Source organism: Paraburkholderia lycopersici, assembly GCF_900096975.1.
Lineage (GTDB): Bacteria > Pseudomonadota > Gammaproteobacteria > Burkholderiales > Burkholderiaceae > Paraburkholderia > Paraburkholderia lycopersici.
Map to the genome: position 1 here is coordinate 110,886 of NZ_FMYQ01000018.1, position 12,799 is coordinate 123,684.

The window sequence follows — 12,799 nt, forward strand, 5'->3', positions numbered from 1 at the left end:
TCATTCGATACCTGGTACCAAGGAGAAGCAATGCAACACACGATGAAGCAGCTGGCAGGCGCAACGCTTGTTGCGGCCGTGTCGCTGGCGGGGACTGCGCACGCACAACAAGCCGAAGACGTGAAAATCGGTTTTGCCGGTCCGATGACGGGTGCGCAGGCGCACTACGGCAAGGACTTCCAGAACGGCATCACGCTCGCAGTGGAAGAGGAGAACGCAACCAAGCCCGTGATCGGCGGCAAGCCGGTTCATTTCGTGCTCGACTCGGCCGACGACCAGGCCGACCCGCGCACGGGCACGACGGTCGCGCAGAAGCTCGTTGACGACGGTATCAAGGGCATGCTCGGCCACTTCAACTCGGGCACGACGATCCCGGCTTCGCGCATCTACGCGAACGCGGGCATTCCGCAGATCGCCATGGCGACGGCGCCGGAATACACGCAGCAAGGCTTCAAGACGACGTTCCGCATGATGACCTCGGACACGCAGCAAGGTTCGGTGGCGGGCACGTTCGCGGTGAAGAGCCTCGGCTTGAAGAAGATCGTCGTGATCGACGACCGCACGGCTTACGGCCAGGGTCTCGCCGACGAGTTCTCGAAGGCGGCGAAGGCCGCGGGCGGCACCATCATCGACCGCGAGTACACCAACGACAAGGCCGTCGACTTCAAGTCGATCCTGACGAAGGCGAAGTCGCTCAATCCCGACCTGGTCTACTACGGCGGCGCCGATTCGCAGGCCGCGCCGATGGTCAAGCAGATGAAGTCGCTGGGCATCAAGGCACCGCTCATGGGCGGCGAAATGGTCCACACGCCGACTTTCCTGCAGATCGCGGGTGACGCGGCGAACGGCACGGTGGCGTCGCTCGCAGGCCTGCCGCTCGAGCAGATGCCGGGCGGCAAGGACTACGTCGCGAAGTACAAGAAGCGCTTCAACGAAGACGTGCAGACCTACTCGCCGTACGCCTACGACGGCGCAATGGCAATGTTCGCGGCCATGAAGAAGGCCAACTCGACGGACCCGGCGAAGTACCTGCCGTTCCTCGCGAAGACCAGCATGCCGGCTGTCACGACGTCTGAACTCGCGTACGACTCGCGCGGCGACCTGAAGAACGGCGGCATCACGCTGTACAAGGTCGTCGACGGCAAGTGGACGACGCTGCAAAGCGTGGGCGGCAAGTAAGCGCCTGACGCCGCACAGTCGTCAAAAAGCCCCGCAGGCTCATCGGACCTGCGGGGCTTTTGTTTTCGCGCTCGCCACGAAAGGCGCGTCTGGTCAGGATTCCTTTCCAGTCATTCTCCGCGCGATTTTTTCCCCGCTTCGCGAATCTGGTCGAGCGTCGCGGCGGGCGTGCTCGCTTCTTTCGGCACGCGGATCTCGATCAGCGCGGGCTTGCCGGCCGTGAGCGCGCGCTCCAGCGCGCTCGCGAATTGCGCCGTCGTCGTGACGACTTCGCCGTGTGCGCCGAACGACTGCGCGAACGCGGCGAAGTCTGGGTTCGTGAGCTGCGTACCGTGCACGCGGTTCGGATAGTGGCGTTCCTGGTGCATGCGGATCGTGCCGTAGTGCGCGTTGTTCACGACGATGAACACGACGTTCAGGCCGTACTGCATGGCCGTGGCGAGTTCCGACGACGCCATCATGAAGCAGCCGTCGCCCGCGAGCGCGACCACGGTGCGCGAGGGATAGAGCGACTTCGCGGCGATCGCGGCCGGCACGCCGTAGCCCATCGCTCCGCTCGTGGGCGCGAGCTGCGAGCGGAAGTGACGGTACGCGAAATGCCGATGCAGCCAGGTCGCATAGTTGCCCGCGCCGTTCGTGACGATGGCGTCGTCGGGCAGGCGCGCGCGCAGTTGCTGCATTACTTCGCCCAGTTGCACGTCGCCGGGCATCGGCAGCGGCTTGCGCCAGTCGAGCCAGGCCGCGTGTGCTTCGGCGGCGGCGCCGGACCACGCGGGTTGAGCGGGCGCGGGCAGCGCGGCGAGCAGCGCCGCGATTTCGGCGAGGCCCGAGACGATCGGCAGATCGGCTGCATAGACGCGGCCCAGTTCCTCCGCGCCCTGATGCACGTGAATGAGCGTCTGTTTCGTCTTCGGGATGTCGAAGAGCGTGTAGCCGCCCGTCGTGGATTCGCCCAGACGCGGGCCGAGCGCGAGCAGCACGTCGGCTTCGCGGATGCGTTTTGCGAGCGCCGGATTCACGCCGAGGCCCACGTCGCCCGCGTAGTTGGGGTGCTCGTTGTCGAGCGTGTCCTGGAAGCGGAACGCGAGACCCACCGGCAACTGCCAGTTCTCGATGAAACGCTGGAAGTCCGCGCATGCCTGCGCGGTCCAGCCATGGCCGCCCGCGATCACGAACGGCTTTTTCGCGCCCGCGAGCAGCTCGCGCAGGCGCGCCATCTGCGCAGCGGAAGGCGAGGCCTGCACGCGTTGCGCAGGCGGCGCGACGGGCTGCGCAGCGGCTGCCGGAATCGCGCCGCTCAACATGTCTTCGGGCAGGGCGAGCACGACCGGCCCGGGCCGCCCCGACATCGCGACGTGGAACGCGTGGCTCAGGTATTCGGGCACGCGGCGCGCGTCGTCGATTTGCGCGACCCACTTCGCCATCTGCCCGAACATGCGGCGGTAGTCGATCTCCTGGAACGCTTCGCGGTCCATCTGGTCGCGCGCGACCTGGCCGATCAGCAGGATCATCGGCGTGGAGTCCTGGAACGCCGTGTGCACGCCGATGGACGCATGCGTGGCCCCCGGCCCGCGCGTGACGAGCGCAATGCCCGGCTTGCCTGTGAGCTTGCCGATCGCTTCCGCCATGTTCGCCGCCGCCGCTTCGTGGCGGCACACCACGGTTTCGATCTGCGCGGTTTCGTCGGACAGCGCGTCGAGCACCGCGAGATAGCTCTCGCCCGGGACGCAGAACACGCGCTCGACGCCGTTGGCGACTAGCGCATCGACGACGAGGCGCGCCCCGGTGGTGGCGGCTGCGGTGGCGGAATCGTTCGGCTGCTGCATGGCGGTCAAGTCTCCTTCAATCGTTGCGTGAATGCGTCCGGATAGGTCGGGCAGAGCCTCGGCACAGCACAATCAGCACTCGACGATGTTCACCGCGAGGCCGCCACGCGAGGTTTCCTTGTACTTCGTCTTCATGTCGGCGCCGGTCTCGCGCATCGTCTTGATGACGGAGTCGAGCGAGACGTAGTGGGCGCCGTCGCCGCGCAGCGCCATGCGCGCGGCGTTCACGGCCTTCACCGAGGCCATGGCGTTGCGCTCGATGCAGGGAATCTGCACCATGCCGCCCACGGGGTCGCAGGTGAGGCCGAGGTTGTGCTCCATGCCGATTTCGGCGGCGTTTTCCACTTGCAGCGGCGTGCCGCCGAGCACGGCGGCGAGCGCGCCGGCCGCCATCGAGCAGGCCACGCCCACTTCGCCCTGGCAGCCCACTTCCGCGCCCGAGATCGAGGCGTTGAGCTTGTAGAGAATGCCGATGGCCGCGGCCGTGAGCAGGAAGTCGATCACGCCCTGTTCGTTCGCGCCGGGCGTGAAGCGCACGTAGTAGTGCAGCACGGCCGGGATGATGCCCGCCGCGCCGTTCGTGGGAGCGGTGACGACGCGTCCGCCCGCGGCGTTTTCCTCGTTCACGGCGATTGCGTAGAGATTGATCCAGTCGATCATCGAAAGCGGATCTTGCAGCGCGCGCTCGGGGTGGCCCGTGAGCGCGCGATAGAGTTGCGGCGCGCGGCGCTTCACGGCGAAGGGACCGGGCAGCGTGCCATCGGCGTCGGGGTTGTCGATGCCGCAGCCGCGCGAGACGCACGACTGCATCACGTCCCATATGCGCAGGAGACCTGAACGGATCTGCTCGTCGCTGTGCCAGACGCGCTCGTTCTCGAGCATCAGCTGCGCGATGCTCTTGCCCGTCGAGGCGCACAGCGCGAGCATTTCCGCGCCCGTGCGGAACGGCTGCGGCAGTTGCCAGGCGGCGGCGAGCACCTTCGTGTTCGGGGCGCCCGCCGTGACGACGAAGCCGCCGCCCACCGAGAGATAGGTGCTCTCGCGCACCGTCGCGCCGTCCGCGTCGAGCGCGCGCAGCTTCATGCCGTTCGGATGCTCGGGCAGCGCCTGGCGATAGAACGCCACGTGCTCCTTCGGCACGAAAGCAATCGGATGGCGGCCGAGCAGCGCGAGCTGGCGCGAGGCGCGCACGGTTTCGAGGCGCGCGTTGATGGTGTCGGGATCGACGGTGTCGGGCGCGTCGCCCATCAGGCCGAGCATGACGCCGCGATCGGTGCCGTGGCCCTTGCCGGTCGCGCCGAGCGAGCCGTACAGCTCGACCTTCACGGCGGCGGTGCTCGCGAGCAGTCCGTCGCGCTCGAGTCCTTCGGCGAACATCAGCGCCGCGCGCATCGGTCCGACCGTGTGCGAACTGGAGGGCCCGATGCCGACTTTGAAGAGATCGAAAACGCTTACTGCCATGGGTACTGCTCCTGCTTGTCTGACGCTGGTTGGTGGGGATGCTGCGCGATCGCGACATTGCAAATGCTGTGCCGCCGCCGCAACCCTCGCGCGTGTTTCAGCGCGCCGGCAATGGCAGACAGACGGCGAGCCACGCGGGCGGCGCGGACGCGAGTTTGAGCGCGATGGGCGTAAAGCGGCCGTCGAGCCGCGCCGCGAGATGGAACAGTTCGGCGGCGTTTTTCGGGTCCCATTGGCCGGTATAGCCGGGCAGGCCCGCTTCGCGCCGCTGCGCGTCGAACGGCACGCTCGAATGCGCGAATTCCTCGTGCGTTTTCTGGCCGAGCGCATACGGCGTGAACCAGTCGAGCGCGGCGGCGAGCGTTGCGCCGTTGGCCGCGCGTTCGGGCAGCCAGTTGCGGTTGTGGCGGCGCGCGGCGAGCGCGGCCGTCACGAGCGGCTGCAGATCGTAGGTCACGTAGTGCAGCGCGTCGCGCTCGGTGAAGTCGCGCGTCGAGCCGTCGGGTGCGATGTTGTCGCCGATATGCTCGATGAAAAGCCGCTGCGCCGTCGCGATCATCTTCCGGTTGTCGAGCGTGAACGCCACCATCGCGATCAGCTTGACGCGATGGCTCTGCCAGTTGTTCGCGAAATTGCCCTTGAGCGGCCGCGGCTGCGCGTCGATCTGCGCGATATAGCCGTTCGCGAAGGTGTTCAGGAACTGCATCGTCGCGTTGCGCGTTTTTACGGGTAGCGCGCTCGCGGTCATGTCGTAGGCAAGAATCAGCCCCTCGAAACGTGTTTCGTCGATGGGATTGAAAGTCGGCTTGTACGTCGTGACCCAGGCGAGCAGGAAGCGGTCCACGAGCTTCAGGAAGCGCTCGTCGCTCGTTGCGCGCCACGCGAGCGCGGCGTTGCGCATGAGGTCGAGTTCCTTCGCGGCTTCGACGCTCTGGTCGTAGATGCCCTCGTGCGGCAGCGTGCCCTCGGTATGCAGGCGCGGCAGCGGATGCGGCACGTCGTTCACGTGCGCCAGCACTTCGGCCACGAGGGCCTTCACGCCCGGGTCGGCGTTGGTGCGCTCGCTCGATTGCAGCGCCGGAGCCGCGCAGAAGTTCATCGCCGCATGCGCCGCGCCGGCGAACGCCGCACAGACGAGCGCCAGCGCGACGGCAAGGCGTTGCGGACCGCAGCGTGCCTGCCGGGTCGTCTGGAGGAATGGGCGGATCGGGTTCCGCGTCGAGTCCCGCAGTGGATCCATTCGCACCTTCCGCGCCATGCGCGACTCCCTGATTCAAGGCTGACAGGTGTGTGATGTTAGCGGTTTGCGGCGGCAAATGTGAGGGAGATGACAGCCGCTGCATCGACCGGCGTCGACACAGCGGCCCTGCGGGCTTCGCGGTGGCTTATTCGCCCGCGGCTTGACCGTCGTATTCGGCCATCGGCACACACGAGCAGAACAGATGGCGGTCGCCGTAGGCATTGTCCGCGCGGCCGACCGGCGGCCAGTACTTGTTCGCCACCAGCGAGCGCACCGGATACGCGGCCTGCTCGCGCGAGTAGGCGTGCTGCCACGCGTCGGCGACGACCACGGCCGCCGTGTGCGGCGCGTGCTTGAGCGGATTGTCTTCCTTGTCGGCGCGGCCTTCCTCCACGGCGCGGATTTCCTCGCGGATCGCGATCATCGCGTCGATGAAGCGGTCGAGTTCCTCCTTCGATTCCGATTCGGTCGGCTCGACCATCAGCGTGCCCGGCACCGGGAAGCTCATGGTCGGCGCGTGGAAGCCATAGTCCATCAGGCGCTTGGCGACGTCGTCCACGGTGATGCCGCTCGCGTCCTTGAGCGGGCGCAGGTCGAGAATGCACTCGTGCGCGACGAGCCCGCCGGGGCCGCTGTAGAGCACCGGGTAGTGCGGCGCGAGCTTCTTCGCCACGTAGTTCGCGTTGAGGATCGCGGCTTCGGTGGCGGCCGTGAGGTTGGCCGCGCCCATCATGGCGATGTACATCCACGAGATCGGCAGGATCGAGGCCGAGCCGTAGGGCGCCGCGCTCACCGCGCCGATGCCGTGATCGTCGCGCTTGTAGCCCGACGAAAGCTGGTTCGGCAGGAACTGCGCGAGATGCGCGCCGACGGCCACCGGACCGACACCCGGGCCGCCGCCGCCGTGCGGAATGCAGAAGGTCTTGTGCAGGTTCAGGTGCGAGACGTCGCCGCCGAACTGGCCCGGCGCCGCGAGGCCGACCATGGCGTTCATGTTGGCGCCGTCCACGTACACCTGGCCGCCGTGCGCGTGCACGATCTCGCAGACTTCGCGCACGTTCTGCTCGAACACGCCGTGCGTCGAGGGGTACGTAATCATGATCGCGGCGAGCTTCGCGGCGTGCTGCCCGGCCTTCGCCTTGAGGTCGGCGAGATCGACGTTGCCCTGCGCGTCGCACGCGACCACGACGACCTGCATCCCCGCCATCTGCGCGGAAGCCGGGTTCGTGCCGTGGGCAGAAGCCGGGATCAGGCAGACGTTGCGGTGGCCCTCGCCGCGCGAGGCGTGGTACGCGTGGATGATGAGCAGGCCCGAGTATTCGCCCTGCGAGCCCGCGTTCGGTTGCAGCGAGACGGCGGCGTAGCCGGTGGCGGCCACGAGCATCTGTTCGAGCTGGTCGATCATCTCGCGATAGCCGACCGTTTGCCCGGCGGGCGCGAACGGGTGGATGCGGCCGAATTCGGGCCACGTGACCGGCAGCATTTCCGAGGTCGCGTTCAGCTTCATCGTGCACGAGCCGAGCGGGATCATCGAGCGGTCGAGCGCGAGGTCCTTGTCGGAGAGGCTGCGCAGGTAGCGCAGCATTTCCGTTTCGGAATGGTGGCGGTTGAACACCGGATGCGCGAGGTACGCGCTTTCGCGCACGAGCGAGGCGGGGAACGAGGCGGCCCCGGCCGGGGCGAGCGCGGCGTCGAGCGCATCGACGGACGGCGCCTCGCTCGCGAACGCGGCCTGCGCGAACACGGCGAGCAGGTCGGCGAGATCGGCGCGCGTCGTGGTTTCGTCGATGGATACGCCCACGCGCGTTTCGCTCACGTGGCGCAGGTTCATGCCGCGCGTGAGCGCCGCGTCGACGAGCGCCTGGGTGCGCGGACCCGACTCGAACGTGAGCGTGTCGAAGAAGGTGTCGTTGACGAGCGCGTAGCCGAGCTGCTTCGCGCCCGCGGCGAGGATCGCGGCGACGCGGTTCACGCGCAGCGCGATGGTCTTCAGGCCCTGCGGGCCATGGTAGACGGCGTACATGCTCGCCATGATCGCGAGCAGCGCCTGCGCCGTGCAGACGTTCGAGGTGGCCTTCTCGCGGCGGATGTGCTGTTCGCGTGTCTGCAGCGCGAGGCGCAGCGCGGGGTTGCCCTGCGCGTCGACGGTCACGCCGACGAGGCGGCCCGGCATCTGGCGCTTGAATTCGTCCTTCACGGCGAGATACGCGGCGTGCGGGCCGCCGAAGCCCATCGGCACGCCGAAGCGCTGCGCGTTGCCCACGGCCACGTCCGCGCCCCATTCGCCGGGCGGCACGAGCAGCGTGAGCGCGAGCAGGTCGGCGGCGGCGATCACCGCTCCGCCCGCGGCGTGGACGGCGGCCGCGAGTTCGCGATAGTCGCGCACGTCGCCGTTCACGCCCGGATATTGCAGCAGCACGCCGAAGGCGCCCGCCTGCGCGGCGTCCGCGGCCGGACCGACCTTCACCTCGATGCCGATCGGCGTCGCGCGCGTCCGCACGACTTCGAGCGTTTGCGGCAGCACGTCGTCGGCGACGTAGAACACGTTCGACTTCGACTTGCTCGTGCGGTGCACGAGCGTCATCGCCTCGGCGGCGGCCGTGGCTTCGTCGAGCAGCGACGCGTTCGAGATCGCGAGGCCCGTGAGGTCGGTGATCATCTGCTGGAAGTTCAGGAGCGCTTCGAGGCGGCCCTGCGAGATTTCCGGCTGGTACGGCGTGTACGCCGTGTACCACGCCGGGTTTTCGAGCACGTTGCGCAGGATGACGGCCGGCGTATGCGTGTCGTAATAACCCTGCCCGATATAGGAGCGGAACACCTGGTTCTTGTCCGCGAGCGCGCGCAGGCCGGCCAGCGCTTCGGCTTCCGTGCGCGGCTGCGCGAACGGGCCGAGCGGCAGCGTTTCCTTGCGGCGGATCGCGGCCGGAATCACCGCTTCGATCAGCGCGGCGCGCGAGGCGAAGCCTAGCGCGTCGAGCATCGCCTGCTGGTCGGCCGTGTCGGGGCCGATGTGGCGGGCGGCGAAAGCGTCGTGCGCTTCGAGCACGGCAAGCGAGAGCGGGGAGTTCATCAGACGATCCGGGTGTTCGAGCTTCATAGGGATTCCTGCGGGCGCGGGCGGCACGGGCGAAAGGCGCGCCACCGCGCCGTTACGATTACAAATGCGGGTGTGGCGATCAGGCGCCGATGGCCTTTTCGTAGCCGGCGGCGTCGAGCAGCTTGTCGAGCGAGGCGCCTGCGGCGGGCTTGATCTTGAAGAGCCACGATTCGTACGGTGCGCCGTTGACCTGGTCGGGCGTGTCGACGAGCGAAGTGTTCGACTCGATGATTTCGCCGGAAACCGGCGCGTAGATGTCCGAAGCGGCCTTGACCGACTCGATCACGGCGACGGCGTCGCCGGCCGCGACCGTGCGGCCCGCTTCGGGCAATTCGAGGAACACGATGTCGCCGAGCGCTTCCTGCGCGTGGTCGGTGATGCCGACGGTCAGCGTGCCGTCGGCTTCGACGCGGGTCCACTCGTGCGATTCGGTGTATTTCAGATCGGCCGGGATGCTCATGGGTTGCTCCAGTGCGTGTTTGGTTTGAGGCTTCGAAAAAGGGGAGAGCGTGCGCGCGCCCGTTGTGCGGTCGAGCGCACGGATCAGGCGGCCAGCACCTTGCCGTTGCGCACGAACGGCAGTTTTACCACGCTTGCGGGAAGCGCCTTGTCACGGATCTGCACCTGCACGAGGTCGCCCGGCTGCACGCCCTGGGGCACGCGCGCGAAGGCGATGGATTCCTGCATCGTCGGCGAGAAGGTGCCGCTCGTGATCTCGCCTTCGCCGAGCGGCGTGAGCACCTTCTGGTGCGCGCGCAGCACGCCGCCCGCCTTGCCGTTCTCCTTCTGCAGGATCAGGCCGACGAAGGCCGAACGCGCGCCGTTCGCTTCGAGCGCCTGGCGGCCGACGAAGTCGCGCGGCTCCTTCATGTCGACGGTCCAGGCGAGACCGGCGTCGAGCGGCGAGACGCCGTCGTCCATGTCCTGGCCGTAGAGGTTCATGCCCGCTTCGAGGCGCAGCGTGTCGCGCGCGCCGAGGCCGCAGGGCTTCACGCCCTGGCGCTGCAGGGCGTCCCAGAATTCGCATACGGCGACGCTCGGGAGCACGACTTCGAAGCCGTCCTCGCCGGTGTAGCCCGTGCGCGCGATCATCAGCTCGCCGAACGGCGTCGCCTCGATCTTCGCGGCGTTGAAGGGCTTGAGGATTTCGGTGGCGCTGCGCGAGGAGGGCGCGACCTGCCAGACTTTTTCGCGCGCGTTCGGGCCCTGCACGGCGACGATGGCCAGGTCGCGGCGCGGCGTGATGGTGAGGCCGAAGCCGCCTTCGGCGTTGAGCTTCTCGAACCAGGCAATGTCTTTTTCGGCGGTGCCGGCGTTGACGACGGTGCGGAACTGATCGTCGGCGAAGTAGTAGACGATCAGGTCGTCGATCACGCCGCCTTCGGGATTGAGCATGCACGAGTAGAGTGCCTTGCCCGGCGCGGCGAGCTTCGCGACATTGTTGGCGAGCGCGCGGGAGAAGAACGCGCGGGCCTTCGCGCCCGCGAAATCCACGACGCACATGTGCGAGACGTCGAACATGCCGGCGTCGGTGCGCACGGCGCGATGCTCGTCGATCTGCGAGCCGTAGTTGACGGGCATGTCCCAGCCGCCGAAGTCGACCATGCGGGCATTGAGCGCGCGGTGCGTGTCGTTCAGCGGGGTGCGTTTGAGTTCGGTCATGGGGCCTCAGGGGGTCACGAAAAATCGCGCGAAAACGAAAAAGGCCATGCAGGAAACGCCGCGGGCACGATGCCCGTGGTCATTTCCTGCATGGCCCCTCTGTCCTCGGTACCTGAGAGATTGCGCCGTTGATGCCGGCGCGCGCCCCTTCGGTGGGCAGCCTGAACGTCCGGCGCGTGCACGACGCGCCACGGTTCTACTGCCGCTCTCCAGAGTTGCGGACTTGTCGGCTGTTCCGTTTGCCTCGCACTGGGGTGTGACCCGGGGTGTGAAGCGGACGAATCAGCGGTCCGGCGCGCACGGTCCTTTTGCCTGAGAGTTTGTGGGTTGCCCCTTCGGCGGCGCCGGTTGCACATATCGCGGCAACCGGCGCGCTCTCCCGGCGCGCGCAGCGATTGTGCGCGACGCCTTGGGCCTGTGTCAATGCGGAAAAATTCTGCGCGCGGCGCGTGGAGGCGGCCGGAAGGCATGCTGGTATGGGCTTGCGCCGACTGGCCGCGTGCATTGCGCAGCGCCGTGGGGAAAACGGGGGCGGGTCGTCTGGCAGGGAGGCGCGCATGACGAAGCGCACGAACCGCTGTCGCGCGGCTCGCGCCTGGCTTGCGCCTATTCGCCGATGGCGCGTGCGGCGGTATCGAGTTCCTGATTCAGCACGTGCTGCTCGTCGACGGAAATACCGCCGCCGTGCTGGGCTGCCATGTCGTGCGCTTCGCTGTGGATCGTCTCGAGGCGGTGATGGAGCGCGCCGCCTTGGGGCGGCGGGTAGTAGCCCTGATCCACGCGCGTGTCGATGCGATGGCTCAGGCTTTCGATGCGGCCATCGACTTGGTGCAGGCGATCGACGGCGGCCTCGTGTGAACCTGGCCCGGCGGGCCGCGGAGGCGCCGGCCGCTTGACCGTGCAGGCCGCGAGGATCGAGACGACTGCGCCGGCGACGGCAAGGCGCAGAGCGCGAGGGTAACGGGTCATCGAGATTCTCCTTCTATGGCGTCCTGCTCCGTTTCCTGTGCGGCACGTCCGCAAACGCCTGGCTATTGGTGCCTGATGACCAGGCTGCCGCGCCCGGATGTAACCGTTTGCATGGGCCTTTCGGCGGCGTCGGGCGAATGCAGGCGCACAGTGCAACGGCGGTCGCGGGCTCGGGCGCGGAATCGAGGTGCCCCGACCCGCGCCGCAGCGCTATCAGGACTGACGCACGAATGCGAGCGTGCGGCCTTCCCTGGCGCTTTGCATCGCGAGCTCGATCAGCGTCATGACGTCGATGGCGTCCTGCGGGCTCACCGGAAACGGCTTGCCTTCGCGGATCGCCGCCGCGAGCGCGCGATACAGGTCCGCGTAGTTGCCGGCCGCATTGGGCACTTCACGGCCGGTTTCCTGGCCGTCGTCGCACAGCACGTGCAGGCGGCCCGCTTCGTTGCCGTCGCCGAAACCGGGCTGGCCGGGGCGCAGTCCGGCTTTGAGCTGATCTTCCTGCGTGTCGAGCCCATTCTTCAGATAGCTGCCGCGCGTGCCGTGAATCGCGAAGCGCGGCGCGAACGCGGCGAGCGCGCTCGCGTGCAGCACGGCGTCGTGGTGCGGGTAGCGCAGAACGAGGTGCGCATAGTCGGGCGCGCTCGCGTTGTCGCGGCGCGTGTGGACGAATGCCGTGATCGAGTCGGGCGCGCCGAAGAGCGCCAACGCCTGGTCGATCAGATGGGGTCCGAGATCGTAGAGCAGGCCGCCGCCGCGTGTGGCGTCCTCGCGCCAGCGCTGGCGCACCAGCGGGCGGAAGCGGTCGAAATGCGACTCGTAATGCGTCACGCGGCCAAGCTCGCCACCCGCGATCAGCTCGCGAACGGTGAGGAAATCGCCGTCCCAGCGGCGATTGTGGAACGGCGCGAACACGAGGCCGCGCTGCTTCGCGATGGCTGCGAGCGTGCGCGCCTGCCCGGCCGTAAGCGTGACCGGCTTGTCGACGAGCACGTGCTTGCCGCGCTCGAGTGTGCGGCGCGCGAGCTCGTAGTGCGTGTCGTTGGGCGTGGCGATCACGACGCATTCGATGGCGTCGATCGAGAGCAGCGTGTCGAGGTCGGGGACGATCGCGGCGTCGGGATAATCGGCCTGGGCGCGATCGGCCTGGCTTGTCGCGATGGCGGCAAGCCGGGCCGCGCCGCTATGCGCGATCACGGGTGCGTGGAAGGTCTGGCCGGCGAAGCCGTAGCCCATCAGGCCGATTTGCAGCGGGGAAGTCATGGGGCGATTCCTCAAGGGACGGCGCGGCGCGAGCCGCGGCCGCGGTGGGCCGGAGGGCTTATTGTGGCACGCGGTGGGGGGCGGGTGGGATGGGCGGGCGCG

9 protein-coding genes and 2 riboswitches are annotated in these 12,799 nt (G+C 68.0%); of the genes, 1 reads left to right on the forward strand and 8 read right to left on the reverse strand.

Annotation, left to right across the window (positions count from 1 at the left end; genetic code table 11):
• The first annotated feature begins 30 nt into the window (after nucleotides 1-30).
• Nucleotides 31-1,179, forward strand: a complete 1,149-nt coding sequence (locus tag BLU17_RS19620) for a branched-chain amino acid ABC transporter substrate-binding protein (RefSeq protein WP_091999955.1) — start codon at nucleotides 31-33, stop codon at nucleotides 1,177-1,179.
• Nucleotides 1,180-1,289: 110 nt separating this feature from the next.
• On the opposite strand, the gene BLU17_RS19625 is transcribed toward BLU17_RS19620, so the two are convergent.
• The 8 genes from BLU17_RS19625 to BLU17_RS19660 form a co-directional block, all read right to left on the reverse strand.
• Nucleotides 1,290-3,005, reverse strand: coding sequence for a thiamine pyrophosphate-binding protein (locus tag BLU17_RS19625; RefSeq protein WP_091999958.1), 1,716 nt, complete (start codon nucleotides 3,003-3,005; stop codon nucleotides 1,290-1,292).
• A 72-nt stretch (nucleotides 3,006-3,077) separates the two neighbouring features.
• A complete protein-coding gene (locus tag BLU17_RS19630) occupies nucleotides 3,078-4,466 on the reverse strand; it encodes an L-serine ammonia-lyase (protein ID WP_091999961.1) in 1,389 nt (462 codons plus the stop codon).
• A 97-nt stretch (nucleotides 4,467-4,563) separates the two neighbouring features.
• The gene (locus BLU17_RS19635) at nucleotides 4,564-5,706 is read right to left on the reverse strand and encodes an alginate lyase family protein (protein ID WP_092000050.1); all 1,143 of its coding nucleotides are present in this window, start codon (nucleotides 5,704-5,706) and stop codon (nucleotides 4,564-4,566) included.
• A 145-nt stretch (nucleotides 5,707-5,851) separates the two neighbouring features.
• Nucleotides 5,852-8,803: an aminomethyl-transferring glycine dehydrogenase gene (gene gcvP / locus BLU17_RS19640; RefSeq protein ID WP_091999965.1), complete on the reverse strand. Its 2,952-nt coding sequence runs from the start codon at nucleotides 8,801-8,803 to the stop codon at nucleotides 5,852-5,854.
• 79 nt (nucleotides 8,804-8,882) lie between these two features.
• Nucleotides 8,883-9,263 (reverse strand): glycine cleavage system protein GcvH, encoded by a 381-nt coding sequence (gene gcvH / locus BLU17_RS19645; protein WP_091999970.1) that lies wholly within the window; start codon nucleotides 9,261-9,263, stop codon nucleotides 8,883-8,885.
• Between the two features lie 83 nt (nucleotides 9,264-9,346).
• The gene (gcvT, locus tag BLU17_RS19650) at nucleotides 9,347-10,465 is read right to left on the reverse strand and encodes a glycine cleavage system aminomethyltransferase GcvT (RefSeq protein ID WP_091999973.1); all 1,119 of its coding nucleotides are present in this window, start codon (nucleotides 10,463-10,465) and stop codon (nucleotides 9,347-9,349) included.
• Between the two features lie 89 nt (nucleotides 10,466-10,554).
• Nucleotides 10,555-10,688: riboswitch (glycine riboswitch) on the reverse strand.
• Between the two features lie 68 nt (nucleotides 10,689-10,756).
• A riboswitch (glycine riboswitch) is annotated at nucleotides 10,757-10,857 on the reverse strand.
• 214 nt (nucleotides 10,858-11,071) lie between these two features.
• On the reverse strand, nucleotides 11,072-11,434 hold the full coding sequence (locus tag BLU17_RS19655; protein WP_091999975.1) for a hypothetical protein: 363 nt from the start codon (nucleotides 11,432-11,434) through the stop codon (nucleotides 11,072-11,074).
• Between the two features lie 213 nt (nucleotides 11,435-11,647).
• Nucleotides 11,648-12,697 carry an oxidoreductase gene (locus BLU17_RS19660; protein WP_091999978.1) on the reverse strand — a complete coding sequence of 350 codons (1,050 nt, stop codon included), beginning with the start codon at nucleotides 12,695-12,697 and terminating at the stop codon, nucleotides 11,648-11,650.
• Nucleotides 12,698-12,799 lie beyond the last annotated feature (102 nt).